Annotated in this window: 19 protein-coding genes and 2 riboswitches; of the genes, 13 read left to right on the top strand and 6 right to left on the bottom strand. The window is 73.5% G+C overall.

The window, feature by feature from the left end:
- Positions 1 to 3: 3 nt before the first annotated feature.
- Complete coding sequence (locus B207_RS0114640) at positions 4 to 312, top strand: UBP-type zinc finger domain-containing protein (RefSeq protein WP_051102534.1); 309 nt, start codon at positions 4 to 6, stop codon at positions 310 to 312.
- A gap of 157 nt (positions 313 to 469) precedes the next feature.
- On the opposite strand, the gene B207_RS0114645 is transcribed toward B207_RS0114640, so the two are convergent.
- Positions 470 to 778 carry a GlsB/YeaQ/YmgE family stress response membrane protein gene (locus B207_RS0114645; RefSeq protein WP_026311066.1) on the bottom strand — a complete coding sequence of 103 codons (309 nt, stop codon included), beginning with the start codon at positions 776 to 778 and terminating at the stop codon, positions 470 to 472.
- Positions 779 to 873: 95 nt separating this feature from the next.
- On the opposite strand from B207_RS0114645, the gene B207_RS0114650 reads away from it, so the two are divergent.
- The 3 genes from B207_RS0114650 (at position 874) to B207_RS33970 (ending at position 4,550) form a co-directional block, all read left to right on the top strand.
- Positions 874 to 2,040 carry a thiamine pyrophosphate-dependent enzyme gene (locus B207_RS0114650; protein WP_018637296.1) on the top strand — a complete coding sequence of 389 codons (1,167 nt, stop codon included), beginning with the start codon at positions 874 to 876 and terminating at the stop codon, positions 2,038 to 2,040.
- A 4-nt stretch (positions 2,041 to 2,044) separates the two neighbouring features.
- Entirely contained in the window at positions 2,045 to 2,839 is a 795-nt protein-coding gene (locus tag B207_RS0114655; protein ID WP_018637297.1) for an enoyl-CoA hydratase, read from the top strand.
- Positions 2,840 to 2,972: 133 nt separating this feature from the next.
- Positions 2,973 to 4,550, top strand: coding sequence for an aldehyde dehydrogenase family protein (locus B207_RS33970; RefSeq protein WP_195905294.1), 1,578 nt, complete (start codon positions 2,973 to 2,975; stop codon positions 4,548 to 4,550).
- Here the strand turns inward: B207_RS33970 and B207_RS0114665 are convergent.
- Together B207_RS0114665 and B207_RS0114670 are read right to left on the bottom strand one after the other, a co-directional pair.
- Complete coding sequence (locus B207_RS0114665; RefSeq protein ID WP_018637299.1) at positions 4,507 to 5,157, bottom strand: response regulator; 651 nt, start codon at positions 5,155 to 5,157, stop codon at positions 4,507 to 4,509. The genes B207_RS33970 and B207_RS0114665 overlap by 44 nt on opposite strands.
- On the bottom strand, positions 5,148 to 6,995 hold the full coding sequence (locus tag B207_RS0114670) for a hypothetical protein (RefSeq protein ID WP_018637300.1): 1,848 nt from the start codon (positions 6,993 to 6,995) through the stop codon (positions 5,148 to 5,150). Before B207_RS0114670 ends, B207_RS0114665 begins: the two co-directional genes overlap by 10 nt.
- 110 nt (positions 6,996 to 7,105) lie before the next feature.
- On the opposite strand from B207_RS0114670, the gene B207_RS0114675 reads away from it, so the two are divergent.
- The 5 genes from B207_RS0114675 to B207_RS0114695 all read left to right on the top strand — a co-directional run bounded on the left by B207_RS0114675 (position 7,106) and on the right by B207_RS0114695 (position 10,306).
- On the top strand, positions 7,106 to 7,762 hold the full coding sequence (locus tag B207_RS0114675; RefSeq protein WP_018637301.1) for a response regulator transcription factor: 657 nt from the start codon (positions 7,106 to 7,108) through the stop codon (positions 7,760 to 7,762).
- A 210-nt stretch (positions 7,763 to 7,972) separates the two neighbouring features.
- Entirely contained in the window at positions 7,973 to 8,206 is a 234-nt protein-coding gene (locus B207_RS0114680) for a hypothetical protein (RefSeq protein WP_018637302.1), read from the top strand.
- Entirely contained in the window at positions 8,203 to 8,988 is a 786-nt protein-coding gene (locus B207_RS0114685; RefSeq protein WP_018637303.1) for a DUF5134 domain-containing protein, read from the top strand. The genes B207_RS0114680 and B207_RS0114685 overlap by 4 nt, the downstream gene beginning before the upstream one ends.
- Positions 8,989 to 9,220: 232 nt before the next feature.
- Positions 9,221 to 9,811 carry an LppP/LprE family lipoprotein gene (locus B207_RS0114690; protein WP_026311067.1) on the top strand — a complete coding sequence of 197 codons (591 nt, stop codon included), beginning with the start codon at positions 9,221 to 9,223 and terminating at the stop codon, positions 9,809 to 9,811.
- Between the two features lie 144 nt (positions 9,812 to 9,955).
- A complete protein-coding gene (locus B207_RS0114695) occupies positions 9,956 to 10,306 on the top strand; it encodes a hypothetical protein (protein WP_018637305.1) in 351 nt (116 codons plus the stop codon).
- Positions 10,307 to 10,326: 20 nt separating this feature from the next.
- Here B207_RS0114695 and mce read toward each other — a convergent pair whose 3' ends face one another.
- The 3 genes from mce to B207_RS0114710 all read right to left on the bottom strand — a co-directional run bounded on the left by mce (position 10,327) and on the right by B207_RS0114710 (position 14,038).
- Complete coding sequence (mce, locus tag B207_RS0114700; RefSeq protein WP_018637306.1) at positions 10,327 to 10,752, bottom strand: methylmalonyl-CoA epimerase; 426 nt, start codon at positions 10,750 to 10,752, stop codon at positions 10,327 to 10,329.
- Between the two features lie 284 nt (positions 10,753 to 11,036).
- Entirely contained in the window at positions 11,037 to 11,810 is a 774-nt protein-coding gene (locus B207_RS0114705; RefSeq protein WP_018637307.1) for a peptidoglycan-binding protein, read from the bottom strand.
- A 271-nt stretch (positions 11,811 to 12,081) separates the two neighbouring features.
- A riboswitch (cyclic di-AMP (ydaO/yuaA leader) is annotated at positions 12,082 to 12,247 on the bottom strand.
- Between the two features lie 528 nt (positions 12,248 to 12,775).
- Positions 12,776 to 14,038 (bottom strand): serine hydroxymethyltransferase, encoded by a 1,263-nt coding sequence (locus B207_RS0114710; RefSeq protein ID WP_018637308.1) that lies wholly within the window; start codon positions 14,036 to 14,038, stop codon positions 12,776 to 12,778.
- A 32-nt stretch (positions 14,039 to 14,070) separates the two neighbouring features.
- Positions 14,071 to 14,159: riboswitch (ZMP/ZTP riboswitch) on the bottom strand.
- A gap of 782 nt (positions 14,160 to 14,941) precedes the next feature.
- Between B207_RS0114710 and B207_RS0114715 the strand changes: the two genes are divergently transcribed.
- Genes B207_RS0114715 through B207_RS36940 form a run of 4 tightly spaced genes read left to right on the top strand, consistent with a single transcriptional unit; the run spans position 14,942 to position 20,859 of the window.
- Positions 14,942 to 16,534, top strand: coding sequence for an ABC transporter substrate-binding protein (locus tag B207_RS0114715; protein ID WP_018637309.1), 1,593 nt, complete (start codon positions 14,942 to 14,944; stop codon positions 16,532 to 16,534).
- Between the two features lies 1 nt (position 16,535).
- Positions 16,536 to 17,621 carry an ABC transporter permease gene (locus B207_RS0114720; RefSeq protein WP_018637310.1) on the top strand — a complete coding sequence of 362 codons (1,086 nt, stop codon included), beginning with the start codon at positions 16,536 to 16,538 and terminating at the stop codon, positions 17,619 to 17,621.
- Positions 17,618 to 19,573: a dipeptide/oligopeptide/nickel ABC transporter permease/ATP-binding protein gene (locus tag B207_RS41445; RefSeq protein WP_018637311.1), complete on the top strand. Its 1,956-nt coding sequence runs from the start codon at positions 17,618 to 17,620 to the stop codon at positions 19,571 to 19,573. The genes B207_RS0114720 and B207_RS41445 overlap by 4 nt, the downstream gene beginning before the upstream one ends.
- The gene (locus tag B207_RS36940; RefSeq protein ID WP_018637312.1) at positions 19,570 to 20,859 is read left to right on the top strand and encodes an ABC transporter ATP-binding protein; all 1,290 of its coding nucleotides are present in this window, start codon (positions 19,570 to 19,572) and stop codon (positions 20,857 to 20,859) included. Before B207_RS41445 ends, B207_RS36940 begins: the two co-directional genes overlap by 4 nt.
- Positions 20,860 to 20,863 lie beyond the last annotated feature (4 nt).

Genomic DNA, 20,863 nt, shown 5'->3' on the forward strand with positions numbered 1-20,863 from the left:
CGAATGGTCCACGTCGCGGCGTGCGTCCGGTCAGGGGAGAATAGCGACGTGAACGCTGGCGTTGATCCACACCTGTCGATGATCCGTCCGGTTGTGCCGAACACGTCGCACGGCTGCGCCGAGTGCCTGCGGGTCGGGTCGGTCTGGGTGCATCTGCGGTTGTGTCTGAGCTGCGGCAACGTGGGCTGTTGCGACTCGTCCCCGATGCGCCACGCGCGGGCCCACGCGGCTGCCGAGGGGCATCCTGTCGTCCGCTCGCACGAGCCCGGTGAGGACTGGCGCTGGTGCTACGTGGACGAGACCTACGTCTAGCACCAGCGGGTCCCGGCACGACCGGTCCCGGCGCCGGCGGCCGAGTCGTGGCCGCCGGCGCCGGGACCGGTCGTGCCGGGCGCCGTCGGTGGGGCGCGCGGTCGTGCCGGGCAGGAGGGTGCTGGTACGCGCCGCCGTGAAGCCCGTGTGGGTGGTGCTAGTGGCGCACCCCGTAGCGGTCATCGTGATGGCGATGTTGACGGGACGCCCACAGCGGGGCGGCGATACCGACCAGAGCCACCGCGACGCCGATCTGGAGAACATGGCGAATCCAGTCGAAGCCCGACGTGTTGCGCACTCCGATAGCACTCGCGATGACATTTCCGACGAGGGCGCCCACGATACCGATGGCCACGGTCAACCACAGTGGGATATCCTGCCGCCCGCGCCCGACAGCGCGCGCGATGAAGCGTGCAAGAACTCCGATGATGAGACCTGCCAGCACAATCCAAAGAATCTGAAACACGACGGACGGCCCCCTGGGTCGGGTGTTGGATGCCACCGGTATCCCCGCCCTTCCGGCGTCGAAACGAAGCGGCCGACGAGACGGGATGTGTACGGATGGCGTTGATGGCGGAACGCGGCGGGAACGGTGCGGCGTTTGACGTGGGCGTTCGGCTGCTGACGCCGGACGGCGAACTCGTCGATGATCCGCGGTTCTCGGTGCGGGCCGGTGCGGGCCAGGCCGAGTCCTTCTACCGGGAGATGGTGCGGGCGCGCCGCCTGGACGAGGAGGCGACGGCCCTGCAGCGCCAGGGCGAACTGGTCCTGTGGATCCCCCTGCGGGGGCAGGAGGCCGCCCAGGTGGGCTCCGCCGCCGCCGCCCGGCCGGGTGACTTCCTCTTCCCCAGCTACCGGGAGCACGCCGTGGTGTGGCACCGCGGCATCCCCGCGGTGGACGTCCTGCGCCTGCTGCGCGGGGTGTCGCACAGCGGCTGGGATCCCGAGCGGTACCAGGTCGCCAACTACGTGCTGGTGCTGGCCTCGCAGACGCTGCACGCCGTCGGGTACGGGCTCGGCGTGCGGATGGACGACCTCACCCGCCGGCCCGACCTGAACGGCGCGGCTGGCGCGGGGGGTACGGGGGGTGCGGGGGGTGGTGCGGCTGGAGCAGCGGGCGCGGGCGGTGATGGCCAGGTGGTGATGGTCTATCTGGGCGATGGGGCGATGAGTCAGGGGGATGCGAACGAGGCGTTCGTGTGGGCGGCGAGTTTCGCGGTGCCGGTGGTGTTCTTCTGCCAGAACAACCAGTGGGCGATCTCCACGCCCAGCAGCCGGCAGTCGCCCGTCCCGCTCGCGCGGCGTGCCGACGGTTTCGGCTTCCCCGGGGTGCGGGTCGACGGCAACGACGTCCTGGCGGTGCACGCGGTGACCGGCTGGGCGCTGGACCACGCCCGCGCGGGGGGTGGCCCCGTCCTCGTCGAGGCGAACACCTACCGGATGGCGCCGCACACGACGTCCGACGACGCGACGAGGTACCAGCAGGCCGCCGAGCTGGCCTGGTGGCAGGCCCGGGATCCGATCGACCGGCTCGGGCGGCTGCTGGCCCACACCCACGACGAGGCCTGGTTCGCGCAGGTCAGGGCCGAGGCCGACACGGCCGCGGCCGCGCTGCGGCGTGAGTGCCTGGCCCTGCCCGACCCGGCGCCCCGCTCGCTGGTCGATCATGTCCTGGTTGGTGACTCCTCACTACTGCGCGAGCAGCGGGGGCAGATCTGGGAGGGTTGACGCCGTGATAGACGTTGAACTCCGCGGCGGACCCGTTCCTCCTCCCGCCTCCGGCGAGCCGGCCGGAGCTGGCCAGACGCCCGGGGCCCCGCAGGTCGCGGTCATCCGCATCGACCGGCCGGAGCGCCGCAACGCGCTCGACATCGAGCACTGCGAAGGGCTGCGGGCCGCGCTCGGGCGGGCGGAGGATTCCGGTGCGCGCGCGGTCGTCCTCACCGGCGTCGGGTCGAGCTTCTGCGCGGGGGCGGACCTCGACCAGGTCTACGGCGAGGCGTTCACCGACGCGCTCTACAACGCGCTGCACGCGATCACGGACACCCCGCTGCCGGTGATCGCGGCGGTGAACGGCCCGGCGATCGGCGCCGGGCTGCAGCTCGCACTCGCCGCGGACCTGCGGGTCGCGGCCGACAGCGCCGTGTTCGCGATCCCGACCGCCCGGCTGGGGCTGGCCGTCGACCCGTGGACGCTGAGCCGCCTCGCCGCGCTCGCCGGCGGCGGGACGGCGCGCGCCGTCGTGCTCGGCTGCGAGACCGTCCCGGCGGCGCGGGCGCTCGGCGTCGGCCTGGTCCAGCGGGCCGGGGGGCTGGACGTCGCGCTGGCCTGGGCGGACGAGCTCGCCGGCCTGGCGCCGTTGACGCTGGCCTACTCCAAGCAGGCGTTCAACGAGGCCACCGACGCCGGCGCGGTCCCGTCGGAGGCGGTGACCGCCGCCTACGAGGCATGCTGGGCCAGCGAGGATGCGCAGGAGGGCCGCCGGGCCCGCGCCCAGAAGCGGTCCCCGGTCTTCCAGGGCAAATAGCAAACAGGGCAAGCAGGCAGGCGGGGCCGCCGACGTCCAGCGGAGGCCGGCGAGAGGCGGGGCGGCTGTGGGAAGCGCGACGGTCGGAAACACGGCGGTGGGAAGTGCGGCGAGTACCGCGGTGGGGAGCACGGTGGGGAGCACTGCGGCGGGCGTGGAGAGCACGTTCGAGTCGCGCGGTCCGGCGACCGGCGAGGTCGTCGGCACCTTCCCGGTGATGTCCGCGGCGGAGGTGACGGCCGCCGTGGGCACGGCGCGGGCGGCCGCGCCGCCGTGGTGGTCCGCCGGTTTCGACGGGCGCCGCGCCGCGCTGCTGCGCTGGGCCGGCTGGCTCGCCACCCATGACCGGGAGGTCGTCGACCTCGTCCACGCCGAGAACGGCAAGCCCGTGATCGACGCCCGGCTGGAGCTCCTGCTGACCTGCGAGCACATCCGGTGGGCCGCCCGCAGCGCCCGGCGGGTGCTGGGCCCGCGGCGGATCCGCGGTGGCCCGGTGACACCGGACCACGGGGCCCGGCTCGACTACCTGCCCTTCGGGGTCGTCGGCGTGATCGGACCGTGGAACTACCCGCTGCTGACGCCGACCGGGTCGATCGCCTACGCCCTCGCCGCGGGCAACACGGTGGTGTTCAAGCCGAGTGAGCTGACACCCGCCCTCGGACTGCTGCTCGCCGAGGGTTTCGCGGCCGCGAACCCGGACCTGCCCGCCGGTGTCCTCACCACGGTGACCGGCCGTGGCGAGACCGGGGCGGCACTGTGCGCGGCGGGCGTCGACAAGGTCGCGTTCACCGGCTCGGCGGCGACGGCCCGGCGGGTGCTGGCCGCCTGTGCCGAGACGCTCACCCCGGTCGTCGCCGAGTGCGGCGGCAAGGACGCCGCCATCGTCGCCGAGGACGCCGACCTCGCCGCCGCCGCGCGGATCGTCGCCTGGGGCGCGATGGCGAACGCCGGCCAGACCTGCGCGGGCGTCGAGCGCGTCTACGTCGTCGCCGGGGTGCGGGATGCCTTCCTCACCCACCTGCGCCGCCAGCTCGCCGGCATCCGCGCGGGCACCGGTGAACGGGCCGCCTACGGCCCGATGACACTGCCGGGCCAGGTCGACGTCGTCCGCCGCCACGTCGACGACGCGCTCGCCCGCGGCGGCTCGGCCCTGCTCGGCGGGCCGGAGTCGCTGCGCGCCCCGTTCATCGACCCGATCGTGCTGGTCGACGTCCCCGAGGACAGCGCGGCCGTCCGCGAGGAGACGTTCGGGCCGACGATGACGGTCCGCACCGTCGCGGACGTCGACGAGGCGGTCGCCCTGGCGAACGGCAGCCGCTACGGCCTCGGCGCCGCGGTGTTCTCCCGCCGGCAGGGCGACCGGATCGCCGCCCGGCTCGACGCGGGCATGGTGTCGGTGAACTCGGTGCTGTCGTTCGCGGCCATCCCGGGGCTGCCGTTCGGCGGCCGCGGGGAGAGCGGCTTCGGCCGGGTCCACGGCGCCGACGGCCTGCGCGAGTTCGCCCGGCCACGCTCCGTCGCGACCCGCCGCCCCGGCGTGCCGGGGCTGGACGTCACCCGCTTCGACCCGCTGCCCGGGACCTCGGCCGCGCTGCGGCTGGTCCTGCGGCTGCGCCACGGCGGCACGGCGGCAGGCCTGGCCACCGGCCTCTCCGGCCTCTCCCGGGCTACCCGTGCGCGAGCAGCCAGGAGATCAGCTCGCGGGCGATGAAGCCGCCGGCGCCGGCGTCGGCGCCGGCGTCGGCGGCGATGCCGTCGGCCAGGTCGAGGGCGGTGCGCAGTCCGGCCAGGACCGGCCCGTTGACGTCCCGGCCCTGCAGCGCGAGCAGCAGCGCGGCCCGCTGCCGGTCGTCCAGCCCGGTGAGGACCGGCGCGGTGGCGGGCAGTGTCACCACCTGGCGGGCCACCTCCGCGTCGACGACGATGTCCCCGGCGACCAGACGGTCCAGCGCCGACTGCAGCCGCTCGCGGTCGGTGATGGTGGACTTCAGGACGTAGCCCGTCCCTCCCGGCGCGCCGCGGAGCAGTTCGGCCGCGTAGGGGGCCTCGTCGTCGGCGGTGAAGACCAGCACGGCGGTGGCCGGCCGCAGGGCCCTGATCTGCCGGGCGGTCCGCAGCCCCTCGTCGGTGTGGGTGGGGGGCATCCGCATGTCGACCAGCGCGACGTCCACCGGCGCGGCGGCGGGCGCCGCCGTCACGACGTCGACCAGGTCGCTGCCACGGCCCAGGGCCGCGACGACCTCCGCGCCGAGGCTGGACAGCAGCGCCCGCAGCCCGGCGCGCAGGTGCGGGCTGTCGTCGGCGAGGGCTACCCGCACGGGACCGTCACCCGCGCCGTGGTGCCGCCGGCGTCCTGACGGACGGCGAACGATCCGCCGAGGGCGCGCACGTGGTCGGCACCGACCTGTTGTGCCCGGTCGGCGGGCACCGGCGCGAGCGTCGTGACCTCGCCGACGATCGAGGTGCCGTCGGTGCGCACCTCGACCCGTACCGCCGCGTCGTCCGAGGCGGGCAGGCCGCGCAGGGTCGCGGCCAGCGCCAGGTACAGCGCCCGCTCGCTCGCCGGGTCGAACCGCTCGGGAGGCACCCGCAGCTGGCTGGGCCGGTCCAGGGTGGCGGTGAGGGCGGCCAGCGCCCCGCCCAGCCCCTCCTCGTCCAGGACGGCGGGTCGCAGCGCGTCGGTGATCGCTGCCAGCTCCCCACGGGCCGCCCGCAGCCCCTCGGCGATCTCGGCCAGGGCGCGGGCCGTCGCCTGGCCTGGTCCCGCCTGGTCTGGTCCCGCGGGCCCGGCGGCACCGCTGCGGGCGGCCTCGTCGGAGCGGGCAGGGGAGCCCGAGGCGGCCAGGGAGTCCGAGGGGGCCAGGGAGTCCGAGCGGGCGGCGAGGTCGGCGAGGTCGGCGAGCCTGCGGGCCCGGTCACCGAGGTCCCGCTCCAGCATCTCCCACTCCCGGAACCAGGTGCGTGAGGCCCGCCGCCGGGCGTCACCGAGCCGGACGAGCTGCGCCCGCAGCCCCGACTGGGCGCCGGCGTGCTCCAGCGGCACCGCCGCGGCGTCCAGCGCGGCGTCCACCTGCCGGCGGTGGTGGCGCAGCACCGGGCTCAGGCTGAGCACGGCGAGAACGGTGCCGTCCGCGGACCGGGCGGGCAGGTACCAGCGCCGGTCCGCGACCGTGCCGCCGCTCGCCACCGGGGGCAGGCCGACGGGCCGCCCGTGCAGGTCCACGAAGCTGTCCCGCTCCGCCTGCGGATAGTGGACGTCCAGCGTGCCGTCACGCAGCACCGTCCGCAGCGCGTCGCGGACGGACGCCGGGGTCGGTGACCCGACCGCCGCGTGCAGCCGGTCGGCGGTCGTCGTCACCAGCAGCCGCGCGCGGGCGCAGACGGCGAGCAGCGCGCACGGCGCGGCGATCGAGGACGCCCCCTGCAGCGCGATGGCGTCCTCGAGCTGACCCAGGGCCGGGCCGGACATCAGGTCCGGGTAGGTCACGGCCGCCACCAGCGCGGTGAACCCCGCCAGCAGCAGGACCGGGCCGGCGATGATCCGGTCGAGGCCCGGGTAGGTCCGGACCCGGGCGAGCGCGAGCAGCACGAACGACGCGGGCACCGCGACGTAGAACACCGTCAGGACCTTCATGAACACGACGAAGTCGGCGTGGTCGAGCAGGAGCGGTGCCGGCCAGAACACGTCCGGCGCGAAGCCGTTCCACTCCGGGCGGGAGACGGCGATGGTCGCGGCCTGCCCCAGCAGCAGGACCACCGCGCCGGACCCGACCCACCAGCGGTCCCACCGGCCGCGCAGGGCGTTGCCGGGGTAGATCAGCAGGCCCCACCCGTAGGCCAGCCAGAACGCGGACTGGCTGACGCTGCCCACCAGCGGCAGCGCGGCGGCGTCCCAGCTGATCAGCCAGGTCAGCGCACTGAACCCGCCGGCGGCGGTGAGCAGCAGGCCGCACCGGCGCGACGACCGCTGCGCGCCGAGGAGCACCCCCGCGACGGCGAGCACGGCCGCCACACCCGCGTTCGGGACGGCGCCCAGCCGGTGGTGCTGCCAGTAGGGCCACCCGGCCGCCACGGTGCCCGCGGCCACGACCAGGGTGGTGACCGCGGCCGAGAGGATGAGCCGCGCCGTCGCGGAGCGTTCGGGGCCGACTGGCATCGCTCAGGTCTACCGGAGAGTGGTCTGTTCCTCCTACCGGACCTGCCCCGGTACGACCACGGGTTATCCCGGGGTGGCCGACTGCACCGGAAGCTGTGAGAAGATCCGGTGTGCGCGTCGCGATCGCGGAGGACAGCGGCCTCATCCGGGAGGCCCTCGGGGTGCTGCTGGCGACGCTCGGGGTCGAGGTCACCGCGTCCGTCCCGACCGGCACCGAGCTGCTCGCGGCGGTGCGCGCGGAACCACCCGACGTCGCGATCGTCGACATGCGGATGCCCCCCACCAGGACCAACGAAGGTCTGCTCACCGCCCGCGGGCTGAAGCAGGCGTATCCGGGGATGGGGGTCCTGGTCGTCACCGCGCACGACGACGACCCCTTCGCGGCCGACCTGTTCGCCGGCGGTGCCGAGGGCGTCGGCTACATGCGCAAGGACAACATCACCGACCGGCAGGCGCTCAAGGACGCGCTGATCCGGCTCCGTGACGGGCAGCCGGTGATCGACTCGCACATCGCCGCCCGCCTGCTCGCCGGCCACCCGCAGTCACAACGGCTGCGCGGCCTGTCCGAGCGCGAGCGGCGCGTCCTGGAGCTCATGGCGCAGGGCCTCTCGAACAGCGGCATCTCCCAGCAGGTCCACCTGAGCCCGAAGACGGTCGAGTCCCACATCGCGAGCATCTTCGGCAAGCTGGGGCTGCGGATGGAGCGGTCCGAGAACCGGCGGGTCCTCGCCGTCCTGGCCTGGGTGGAGGCCGCGCGCCACGGCTGACGCCGGCGTGCGACGGCTGACGCCCGTGCGCCACGGCTGACGCCCGCGTGTGACGGCTGCGCCGGCCCGCCGGGCGGGACGTCCGGTGGCGGGCGCAGGCCCGCGGGTGTGATGGTGCGCGGAATCGGCCGGCTCCGGCCGCCGGGCGACTTACACTCAGATGATCTTTTCGTCGTGTCAGGTCTCATCGGGTCAGGTCAGCGAGGTGCCATGAGCGGTTCGGACGCCCTGAGTCACGTCATCACATTCTGTGGGAAGTGCAGCTGCGGCTGCCCCGAGCTCTACATCGACCACGAGGCCGAGGCCGAGCGCCGGGTCGTGATCACCGACGACTTCGGTCAGCGCATCCAGATGAGCATCGAGCAGCTGGAGGTCATCGTCGACGAGGCCCGCGCCGGTCGGCTCAGCTCCCTGGTGACCGCCGAACTCGCCACGGGAGGGTGACCCACGATCATCCCGCGGCCGCCGAGCTGGTCCCGCTGTCCGGCCCGGTGGCCGCCGTCGCCACCGCGGCGTCGCTGTTCGTCGCGTTCCTCCACCTCCGGCGGCTGCACCGGACGCCCTGGCCGGGGGTGACCAGCCCGGACGGCTGGCTCGAGGCTGGGCACGCGGTGGTCGCCGTCGGTATGGCGATCATGTTCGTGGCTCCCGCCGAGGTCGTCGGGTCGTGGCCGTTCCTCGCCGTGTACCTGGTGGTCACGGCCGCGCTGCTCGTGGCCCTGGTGGCCCATCCACGGTGCGGTGCGCCGGCTCTGTGGTCCTGCTGTGCGCTGCTGCTCGTGGAGGCCACGGCGATGGCTTGCATGTCCGGCTCGATGGGCATCGCCCGCTGGCCGCTGCGCACCGACGGCGCCCTCGGCACCTGGTGCGTCGTCCTGTTCGGCGGCGCGTTCCTGGCCGCGCTGGTCGGGCTGCCCGCCCGCCGCCTCGCGACCGAGACCGCGACCGTGCCCGTGCCCGTGCCCGCGATGGCACCCGTGCCCGCGACGGCACCCGCGACCGCGACGGCGACGGCGACCTCAACGGCGACGGCGCAGCCTGCTGCCCCGTCCACGCAGCTCGCCGCGGGCACGGTGCTCTCCGGCCAGGAAGGGCGCGCCAGCCAGCCGAGGACCGCGCTCGCGGCACTGCTGCGGGCCTTCCCGGACCCGGTGGCCCCGCGGGCGTCAAGACTGGTCATGTCGGGCGGGATGGTCCTCATGTTCCTGTCCCAGAGCTCGGGCTGAGGCCACGCCACCGGCGGTCCCCGCCGCGGCGGACGTCCGATTCGTTCAGGACGGGCAGCCGGGCCGCGCCTGACGTGGGCCGCATGACAGCGACCTTCAGCCGGACCGTTCCCGGTTATCTTCCGACATCACCTGGCTGATTCCCGGCAAAGCGGTTCCGGAGCGGGCGGGCGGCCGCATCCGCGCCTACCGTCGGCCGGTCGGCAGATACGAGGTCAAGGGAGCGATCGCCTTGCGTCGAATCGTGCTCATCTTCGTCCTGACCGTCACCGCCCTGTTCGCCGGGGCGATGTCGGCCGCCTTCGCAACGCCGTCCGCCTCGGTGCCAGGCACCTCCGCGCCCACCCCGCCGGGTACCGCCCCGCCGAGCAGCACCCCGCCGGGCAGCACCCCGCCAGGTACACCGGGAGCCGGTTCCGCGGCGGCGGTGCCCGGTGGCGGTCTGACCGCGGCGCAGGCGGCGAGTCTGGTACGCGGCCAGGGATACACCCCGCTGGGAGTCAGCGGCTACGAGCCGGGCTTCGCGCTGAGTGTGATCGTCGGCCGGCTGTCGACGTCCGTGGACGGGCATCCGCAGCAGGCCTTCTTCTTCCACCGGGGCAGGTACGTGGGCACCGGGACGACACCGAGCGCGGGAGTGCGGTGGGTCTGGTCGACCAGCGACGTCGTCGCCCTGCAGTACGACCTGTACCGCCCGGGTGATCCGATGTGCTGCCCGTCCGCAGGAGCCGCGGCCGTGCGGTTCGGCTGGGACGGCAGCGGGGTCGTGCCGCTCGACCCGATCCCGTCCAGCGACTGGTCCGCGCCGCTGAGCCGCCGTTGAGTCGCCGGTGAGCGGTCACTGAGCCGCGGCAGCCAGGTCACGGGCCGGGCAGCAGGGCCGCGGAGTGCCCGCTGGGCGGTGCCCGCCGCATCGTGCGGCGGGCACCGCGACCAACCTTCTTCTACGTCATGTAGAAACGATGTCGTGGGTGTTCTCTACGACCTCGTTGTCGTTCTTCATCTGATCGGTATGGCGATGATCGTCGGGGGGTGGCTGGCCCAGATCCGCGTGCCGCACCCGGTGATCACACCGGGGATCCTGCACGGGGCCCTGGCGCAGATCTTCACCGGGATGATCCTGGTCGGGCTCGCGTCGAGCGGAGCTGTCGACCAGGACCCGAACAACACGAAGGTCGCGGTGAAACTGGCGGTCGCCGCGGTTGTCGCCGGCGTGGCCGTCGTGGGCAACGCGCGCGGGGACGAGGCTCCGGTGGCCCTGGCTCACGCGGCCGGTGGGCTCGCCGTGGGCAACGTCGCGATCGCCGTCCTGTGGTGATCGGCGCCCCGTGCCGACCGTCAGTGGTCGGCGGGGGCCTCGACCAGCTCGGTGAGAACGCCGCCGAGGCCCTTCGGGTGCAGGAAGGCGATGCGGCTGTTGGACGTCCCGTGCACGGGCGTCTTGTTGATCAGATCGAAGCCGGTGACGGTGAGCGCGGCGAGGGCCGAGTCGATGTCGCCCACGCCGTAGGCGATGTGGTGGATGCCGGGGCCCTTCTTGGCGAGGTACTTGCCGACCGGGCTGTCCTCGCGGATCGGCTCGAGCAGCTGGACGTAGGAACCGCCGGTGTCGCCCCTGTGGACCAGGAGCATCGCCTCGCGGACGCCCTGCGCCTCGTTGGTCTCCTGATGCGCGACCTTCAGGCCGAACGCCGCCTCGTAACGAGGAATGGCCTCCTCGAGCGAGGCCACCGCGATTCCGACATGGTCGATCCTGGTCAGCACAACAAACGCTCCTGCATCGTGGGACGGTCGGCCCGGAGCCTCGGCCGGCTCGGGACCTGGACCTGGGCGACGTCCGGCCCCAGGTCCAGCCTTCGAGACTGCCCGGTGGGAGCCCGACGGGCCACCGAAGTGTCGGGCACACCACACCGCAGGTGCTGGAAGCGTGACCGCGCGTGACGCAGCTCACCCCGTGAACGGGACCGTCCCCGCCGCGGCCCCGCCCGGCCGTGAGGGCAGGCAGAGCTCGTGACGGGGACGGGTCCCGCGATGCGTGGGGCCGAGGATCAGCCGAAGAGCTTGGCGTGGGTGGCCGGGCCGACCACGCCGTCCGGAACCAGGCAGTTCTTCTTCTGGAAGTCGATCAGCACATGGTTGGTCTGCGGGCCGAACCGGCCGTCGACCGTGATCGGGTAGCCGAGGGTCTGCAGCTTCTGCTGGACGAGCGCGACGTCCCAGCGCACGCCCGGGACACCGAGGCGCATGTAGCCGCCGCCCGAGCTGGTGGAGGTGGACGCGGATGTGCCGCCGCTGGTGCTGGGGGCGGTCGAGACGGTGGTGGTGGTCCCGGTGCCGACGGCGGCGGCGGCCGCCGCCCCGCGGGCCAGGTACCGGGTGTGCATGCCGTTGTTGTAGGCGCTCCAGGCCCGGATGCCCTGCATGTCGCACACGCGCTTGGCTGCCCAGGCGTTGGTGTTCGGGTCGTACAGGTTGCGGCTGCCGACCCAGCTGCTGTGGGCGCGCATGTTGATCTGCCACAGGCCGCGGGAGTCCTCGCCGACGGTGGCGCGGGCGGTGGTGTTGCCGCCCGACTCGGCGAGGGCGACGGCCACCCAGGTGCTGAGCGGGATGCCGCGGCAGGAGGGGAGGCCGGCGTTCTGCGCCGCCTGTGCGATGGACACGTCCGAGATGGTGGCCGCGCTGGCCGGGCTGGCGGTGAGGAACAGTCCCGCGGAGGCGCCGATAACGCTTGCCGCCGCTACCGCCGCGGAACGGCCGCGGCCGCGGGAACGGCCGTTGCTGGGCTTGGACCTGGGCATGCGGTGTTTGCCGATCGACATCTGGATAACTCGTTTCTACGTTGAGGAGCAGCCGGGATCCGGCGGCCGAGGGCGCAGATGATCCGTGTACGGATCAAAAAATGGCAACGAAAAGCCGCCACGAACAGCGCAGGATTCGGCGCGCGTTTGTGGGAACGGTGTGAAGAAATTCCGGGCCCGCGCTGGGCCTAGCTTCCAGGAATCAACCCCGAGAGGCGGGCGCCAGGTGGCCGCCGCAATGTTCCGGGGGACGGGGGGAAGCCCCGGCTGCAGTTCCATGCATACGCATACGAAGATCCTTCCCGTACGCCTGCGGGGTTAGCTGTCGGGTTCGGGCCGGGAAGCCCGGTCGGGCGCACGGACGCGCCGACTTCACCCCGAGGGCAGCCGCCGTGGTGGCTGCCCGGAGGAACGTGGTTCCCCCGCTTCTGCCCTGGTGATCTAGGAGGGACGACGGGCCAAGGGCAGAACTCGGCGTACGGCCCGTCGCTTGCTAAGGAGCCAGCACACCGTAGCGAACTACTAAGGGTAGTCGCAAGTACTAAATTCCCACCAATTACGGCGCACGGCAGTCACTTTGCGTGCTCTAGGCTCTGTGACGCACACCCTGTGTCACGGTGAAGGTGGTCGGATCCGCTGCGTGGGGACGATGCGGTGAGCGTGGCGGATCAGACGGCCTCCCGTACCGCCCGCAGACCGGCAAGGAGCGGGGGGAGGGCCGGGGGCGGACCAGGAAGTGAGCCGATCGGCATCGGCGGGAGGTCGGGGCGGCCCGGCGAAGCTGTCGGCCCGGTGAAGCCGCAGGCCCGGGGATGCGGTCCGGGCAGGCCGCGGCCCGGGCGTGCGACACACGCCCGGGCCGGGACGACCGGGAACGAGGCGGGGTGGGCCGGGCGCGGTGCGCCGGCCGGCCACCGGTCGGAAGATCGGGAGATCAGCGGGAGATCAGAAGAAGAGCCCGGCGGGAGATGGGGAGGAGGACCGGATCAGACCCAGCCGGACATCGGGTACGCCGACATCAGGTCGCGCACCTCGCCGGAGATGCGGGTGAGGGTGGCCTCGTCCTCGTCGCCCGCGGCCTTCACCGCCTCGTCGATCCAGGCGGCCAGCGTCGGCATCTGCTCCGGCTGCAGGCCACGCGTGGTGACGGCGGCCGTTCCCAGTCGCACGCCCGACGGGTCGAAGGGCTTGCGCGGGTCAAACGGAACCGTGTTGTAGTTGAGCTCGATACCGGCCCGGTCCAGCGCCTTCGCCGCAGGCTTTCCGGCAACGCCCCGACCGGTCAGATCAATGAGGATGAGGTGGTTGTCGGTGCCACCCGTGATGAGATCGAAACCGCGGCTGGCAAGCGCCTCGGCGAGCGCCTTCGCGTTCGCGACGACACGGTGTGCGTACTCCCGGAAATCCGGGGTGGCGGCTTCCCTCAGCGCGACCGCGATGGCTGCGGTGGTGTGGTTGTGCGGGCCGCCCTGAAGGCCGGGGAAAACGGCCTTGTCGATGGCCGCGGAATGCGTTCCGTCGGTGAGGATCATGGCGCCGCGCGGGCCGCGCAGTGTCTTGTGGGTGGTCGTGGTGATGACCGGCGCGTGCCCCACCGGAGACGGGTGGGCGCCGCCGGCGATCAGGCCCGCGATGTGGGAGATGTCGGCGACGAGGACCGCGTCGATCTCGCGTGCGATCGCCGCGAAGCCGGGGAAGTCGATGGTGCGGGGGATGGCCGTGCCGCCGCAGAAGATCACCTTGGGGCGGTGCTCCAGGGCGAGGTCGCGGACCTCGTCCAGGTCGACGCGGCCGGTGTCGCGGCGGACCCCGTAGCGGATCCCCTTGAACCAGCGGCCGGTGGCCGACACCGACCAGCCGTGGGTCAGGTGGCCGCCCGAGGGCAGGCCCATGCCCAGCACCGCGTCACCCGGCTGCAGGAACGCGAGGTAGACGGCGAGGTTCGCGGGGGAGCCGGAGTAGGGCTGGACGTTGGCGTGCGCCACCCCGAACAGGGACTTCGCCCGCTCGATCGCCAGGGTCTCGACCGGGTCGATGACCTGCTGGCCCTCGTAGTAGCGCTTGCCCGGGTAGCCCTCGGAGTACTTGTTCGTCAGCACCGAGCCGGACGCCTCGAGGACGGCCGTCGAGACGTAGTTCTCGGAGGCGATCAGGCGGATCTTCTCGAACTGCCGCCCGGCCTCGGCCTCGACCAGGCCGGCGATCTCGGGGTCGGTGGCGGACAGGTGTTTCATGGCGGGCTCATGCATGCGGGACCTCCACGCGGACAGACGTCTGTCGTCGGAGGCACCCAGGCGCACGGCGCCGCCAGCAGATTCGTCGCTCCCCAGTGGTCGTTTCCACCCGAGCGCGCCAGTCACGACCCTTCGCCCGTCATCGTAGTGGCAGGGCGCCGCTGCGCGGTGGACCCGGACCGGCCCCGGCGGACGACCGGTCTGGCCGGACGTCGATCCCTACCGTGGGTGAGAGGGATGTTGCCCAGGGGGTCTGTGGGTTGTGAAGTAGATCGCCCATTGTCAACGATTGACGTTACGGCAGCTCGTCGGGCATTCTTCACTCATGCGGTGGACATACCTGGCCGTAGCGTGCCGCTACGTCGACTTCGAGCTGACCTCCAGCGACCTCTGTCGCTAGCCCGTCGCTAGCCCGTCGCCTCACCGGCGCCTCGGCGCCGGCCGCGCGGATCCGGTTTCCTCCACCGGGTTCTGACGAAGCCCTCCACCGGTCGGCCACCACTGGCCCGGCCGGCCTGCTGTCGCTTCCCGCGTACCGGCCGGCGTCACCCGTCTCCTGACGCCGGCGCGGTCCGACCGTCCGCGCCACCCCCGCTCCCGGGCCGCCTCCGTTTCTCGGGCTACCTCCGTTTCTCGGGCCACCCGCGCCTGCGCCACGCCCACCTTCAGCGCCACCCCCACCGCCGCGGCCTGCCGCAGTCCGAGCTTTCCCGTGCCCTCACCCCGGCGACCCGGCTCCGCGGGTCGGCGGCGATTCCCGCGATGACGTGACGAGCCGACGCGGCTCTGCCCGCGCCGGATGTCCGGCGTGCTCCGCCTGCCCCGTGCACGCCTGCCGACCTGCGAGCCCGTCGACCTGCGAGCCCTGGGCCCGGCGGCACGCCGAAGCGCGCCCATCCATGCCTGAGAGGACCATCCGTGAGCACCCCGAGGACGACCTTCACGACCCCCGTCCCAGCAGCCGACCTGGCGGGCCCCGTGTTGGGGCGGCGCGGCTTCCTACGCCTCGGGACGCTGGCCGCCGGCGGGTCGATCCTGCTGGCGGCCTGTGGTGGCAACGATCCCGCGGGCGTCGGCTCCGGCGGCGGCGGGATGCTGCGCTGGGGGTGGGCACTGGTCACCTCGTGGGACCCGATCACCTCGTCGGCGGGCTGGGACGTCCACGCCCTGTCCCTGGTCTACGCGGGCCTGACCAGGCTGGACGAGAAGGCCACCCCCGTGCCGGCGCTGGCTAGCTCCTGGGAGTACAACGCCGACGGCACGGCCGTCACCTTCCACCTGCGCCCCGGCCTCACCTTCAGCGACGGCACCGCGCTGGACGCCGCCGCCGTGGCGAAGAGCCTCCTGCGCGGGCGGGACGCCCCGAACTCCCTGGTCGCGGCCCAGCTCACCAGCATCGCCGATGTCGTCGCGGTCGACGCGGCCACCGTGCGCCTCGACCTGAAGAACACCGACCACCAGCTGCCGGCCATCCTCGCCGGCAAGACCGGGATGATCGTCAGCCCGAAGGCCATCGACGGCGACGAGAAGGGCCTCGCCACCCGACCGGTCGGCGCCGGGCCGTTCCAGCTGACGTCCTACGTGCCGAACGACAGCGCGAAGCTGACCCGCTTCGCCGGCTACTGGGACGCGGCGAACATCCACCCGCAGGCCTTCGAGCTCCACATGCCGCCCGAGGCGGCCACCGCCGTCGCCGCGCTGCAGTCCGGCCGCCTCGACGTCGCCACGGTGCCAGCGTCGCAGGTCGAGGCGGTGAAGGCGGCCGGCTTCGAGGTCCAGATCATTCCCTCGCTGGTCATCAGTGTGCTCGACGTGAACAACACGACGGCGCCGTTCGACGACCCGAAGGTCGTCCGGGCGATCAAGCACGCGATCGACCGGAAGGCACTGGTGGACACCGTCCAGTTCGGCATCGGCGACGTCAACTACCAGCCGTTCCCGAAGGGCCACCCCGGGCACGTCGACGACCTGGAGAACGCCTACCCGTACGATCCGGCGCTCGCCCGCCGCCTGCTCGCCGAGGCGGGGCACGCGGACGGCACCGATCTCACCCTCACCACCGCGATCGTCGAGGGCCTGCCCGAGCAGATCCAGGCGCAGCTCGGCAAGGTCGGCATCCGGGTGAGACTGGAGGCGATCCCGCAGGCACAGGCCACCCAGCTGGTCTACATCCAGCGGGCGAGGCCGTTCTTCACCGACCAGTTCGCCGGGCGGGAGAGCCCGGTGCAGGCGTTCCAGGTGCTGTTCGGCGAGCAGGGCCTGATGAACCCCGGCCGCACCACCCCGCCGGAGCTGGCCGAAGCCGTCGCGAAGATCACCGAGACCCCGCTGGACGACCCGGCGTACCCGTCCGTCGTGCAGGCGGCGACGCGGATCGCCGTCGAGAAGATGCCGAACGTCTTCCTCTTCAGCAACCCGCGCATCCTGGTGCGCCGCCCCGACATCTCGCCGCTGGGCAGCTACCTCATGGCCCAGCGGTTCGAGGGCGTCACCGTCGACGGGAACAGCTGACATGGCGGCGCACACGGCGACAGCGACGGCGACGCTGGACGCCCCCCACACCCCGGGGCGCGGCGGGAACCCGCCGCCGGGCGGGGCCGGGACCCGGGCCCGGTCGGCGCGGCTGCCCCGGGTGCCCCGGCTCTCCGGCCTGGCCCGTGGCCTCGGGCGGGTGCTGGGAGTGGGGGTGCCGGTGGCCCTGGTGGCCACCTTCATCACCTACGGCCTGAGCGCGCTCACCGACACCAACCCGGCCGCGACCGTGCTCGGTGACCTCGCCACGCCGCAGGACATCGAGCGGATGAACCACCAGTTCGGACTCGACAAGCCGTTCCTCGCCCAGTACTTCGGCTGGCTCGGGAACGCGCTCACCGGGGACCTCGGCTACTCCTACTTCACGACCCTGCCGGTCGCGGAGAGTGTCGGGCGCGCGCTGCCGGTCGACCTGTCGATCACCCTGGTCGCGGTGGTCGTCGCCATCCTCGTCGGCGGCACCGCCGGTATCGCGGCGGCGCTGAACAACGGCGGGCGCCTGGACCGCGCCGTCACCGCCGTGTGCTCGGCGGCGTCCACCATCCCGCCGTTCGTCCTCGGGATCGGGCTGATCATCCTGTTCTCGGTGACCCTGCCGGTACTGCCCTCCGGCGGCTACGTGCCCTTCAGCGAGGACCCGGGCCAGTGGGTGCGGTTCATCATCCTGCCCGGTCTGGCGCTCAGCCTGGAGCTCACGGCCGAGATCACGCGCCAGCTCCGCACCTCGCTGGTCGGCGCGATGCGGGAGAACTACGTGGTGGGCGCCACCGTACGCGGCCTGTCGGTGCGCCGGGTGGTGTTCGGGCACGCGCTGCGCAACGCGGTCGGTCCCGCGCTGACCGTCATCGGGCTGTACGCGCCGCGCCTCATCGGCGGAGCGGTGGTGGCCGAGGCGGTCTTCAACCTGCCCGGCCTCGGTCATCTCGCGCTGCAGGCCGCCGACCGCGGCGACATCCCCGTCATCCAGGGAGTCCTTGTGACGAGCATCGCGCTGGTCCTGGTGTGCAACGCCGTCGTCAACGCGGCGCTGGTCCGGCTGCGCCCGGCGGCGGAGCGGCGGTCATGAGCGTGCCGCGCCGGATGCGCCGGATGCGCCGGCTGCCCTCGGTGCGCCTCGCGCTGCTGGTCCTCGCCGGGATCGCGGTGCTCGCGGTCGCCGGCGGCTCACTCGCGCCCCACGACCCGGTCGCCCAGAACCCGCAGGGGATCCTGCGGGACCCGAGCACCTCCCACTGGCTCGGCACCGACTACCTGGGCCGCGACATCCTGAGCCGGCTGATGGACGCCACCGGCCGCTCGGTGCTCGGCGCGGTCGAGGCCGTCGGCGTCGGGCTCGTCCTCGGCGCCACCACCGGGCTGGCCTCGGTGGTGTTCGGCCGGGTCTTCGAGTGGATCTCGCTGCGGATCAGTGACGCGTTGCTCACCCTGCCCTACATCATCTTCGCGATCGCGGTCACCGGGGTCATCGGGAACGGCATCCACCAGGCGATGCTGGCCATCGGCGTGGTGCTCGCGCCCGCCTTCTTCCGCATCACCCGGGCGGCGGCGCTCGGCCTCGCCTCCTCGCAGTACGTCGAGATCGCCGAGCTCGTCGGGGCGTCCCGCTGGTGGATCCTGCGCACCCACATCTGGAACAAGGTGCTGCCCACCATCGCCGTGACCGCGGCGGGCAGCGCCGCCGCCGCGCTCCTTGTGGTCTCCTCGTTGTCGTTCCTCGGGATCGGGGTGAAGCCGCCCGCGCCCACCTGGGGCGGCATGCTCGCCTCCGACCTGAACTACCTCGCCCAGCGGCCCTGGGCGCCGCTCGCACCGTCGCTGGTGATCATCTTCGCGGTGGCGGCGCTCAACGCGCTGGCGGACGCCATCCGCGACACCACCGGCCTGGCGACGGCCGGGCCCGAGCCCACCCCCGCCCTGGCGCCAGCCGGGTCGGAGCAGGCCCCCGCTCCGACCCCGCTCCGGCCCCCGCTCCGGCCCCCGCCCTCCTGGAGGCGAAGGATGCCCGATGACCTGCTGCGGGTCGACGACCTGCACATCACCGTCGGCGGTGGGCCGCGGGCGGTGCACGGGGTGTCGTTCACCCTCCGACGCGGTGAGGCCGTCGGGTTCGTCGGGGAGTCCGGCAGCGGCAAGACCCTGACCTGCCGGGCCGCCCTCGGCGTGCTCGCGCCCGGCTGCGACGTCAGCGCCGGCCGGATCGACTTCGACGGGACGTCGCTGGTCAACCTGCCGCGGCGGCGGTGGGACGGTCTGCGCGGCACCCGCATCGGCGCCGTCTTCCAGGACCCGGGCTCCTACCTCAACCCGTCCCACACCGTCGGCCGCCAGCTCGCCGAACAGTTCCGGGTCAAGGTCGGCCACCGCCGCCGCGAGGCCCGCACCGCCGCCGTCGCGCTGCTCGCGACGCTCGGCCTGCACCAGCCGGAGCTGGTCTACCACCAGTACCCGCACGAGCTCTCCGGCGGCATGCTGCAGCGGGTCGTGCTCGCGATCGCCGTCGCCGGCGAGCCGGACCTGCTCGTCGCCGACGAGGCGACCACCGCCCTCGACGTCACCGTCCAGGCCGAGGTGCTGGAGGCGCTGGACCGGCTGCGCGCCGAGCGGGGCCTGGCCGTCCTCGCCGTCTCCCACGACCTCGCCGTGATCGCCCAGCTCTGCGACCGCATCCTGGTCTTCTACGCGGGAGAGGTCGTCGAGACCGGGCCGACGGCGGACGTCCTCGCCCACCCGCGCCACCCGTACACCGCGGCACTGCTGCGGGTCGCCTCGGTCGGTGACTGGCGGCGCCGCGAGCTGGAGGTCATCGACGGCTCCGCGCCGCCCGTCGGCGCGCGGATCACCGGCTGCCGTTTCGCGGACCGCTGTGCCTTCGCCACCGACGCCTGCCGGACGGCGCCGGTGGAGCTGCGTGCCCTGCCCAACGGCGCACCCGGCACCGACCGGGCGGCGCGCTGCGCCCGGCTCGGCGAGATCGACCCGGCTGCCCGAGCCCCCGAGCGAGCAGGAGCGCCCGTATGAACCTCGCCGATCTGCGGACCCGGCCCACAGCCGCCACCGCGGCTCCGACCATTCCGACCACCCCCACCACCCCCACCACGCCAACCACGCCCGGCTCCGGTCCTGCCGCTGGATCCACCGCCGGCTCCGCCGATGGTCACGGCGCGGCCGGCGGCGTCGCTGTCGAGGTCGGGGCGGTCGGGGCGGCCGACGGGCCGGCGGTGGACGCGGAGCCGCTGCTGTCGGTCCGTGGCCTGACCGTTTCCTTCCGCGCCCGCAGTGGGCCCGGCCGGCGCACCACCATCCTGCGGGACGTCTCGCTGGAGGTCCGCCCCGGCGAGATCGTCGGCGTCATCGGCGAGACCGGCTCCGGCAAGACCACCCTCGCCCGCGCGATCGTCGGCCTGGCCCCCTCGGAGGCTGGTGTGATCGACGTCGACGGCACCGACCTCCGCCGGCTGCGCCGCCGCGCCCGCCGCGGATTCCGGCGCGGCGGAGCCATCCGCTTCGTCTTCCAGGACCCGCTGCGCGCGCTCGACCCGGACCTCACCGTCGGGCGCAGCATCGCCGAGGGCCTCACCGTCGCCGGCCGCGGCACCCGCGACGAGCAGCAGGCGGCCGTCACCGACGCGCTGCGCCGGGTCGGCCTCGACCCCGCCGTGGCCGACCGCCTGCCCGGCGCGATCTCCGGCGGCCAGCGGCAGCGGGCGTCCATCGCCCGCGCGATCGTCGACAACCCGCGCCTGCTCCTCTGCGACGAGCCCGTCAGCGCGCTGGACGGCTCGAACCGCAACCTCATCCTGCGGCTCCTCGACACGCTGCGCCGCACCCCCGCCGGTGCTGACTCCGCCGGTGCTGACTCCGCCGAACGCGACCGGCTCGGGATGATCATCATCTCGCACGACCTCAGCTCGCTCGCCGGGATCGCCGACCGGGTCGTCGTCCTCTACCGCGGCCGGGTCGTCGAGGACGGCCCGATCGCCGAGGTCTTCACCCGCCCCCGCCACCCGTACACGGCGCTGCTGATCGCCTCCGCGCCGAGCATCCGCGACGAACACGGCCCGTCCCCGGCGCAGCTGCGTCGGCCCGCCGACCAGCTCGCCGACCGGCCGGGGGAGCGGGGACGTCCCGCGGACGCCTGCGTCTTCGCCCACCGCTGCCCGTTCGCCACCGAGGCCTGCGACCACACCCCCGCGCCGGAACCGGCGGTGCCGGGCTGGACGGTCGCCTGCCACCACGAGCCGACCTGGCGCTCGGCGCTGACCAACCGTCCGGCCGCCATCAACACCGACACAGCAGGGAGCTGAAGCA

Source organism: Parafrankia elaeagni, assembly GCF_000374165.1.
Classification (GTDB): Bacteria; Actinomycetota; Actinomycetes; order Frankiales; family Frankiaceae; genus Parafrankia; species Parafrankia elaeagni.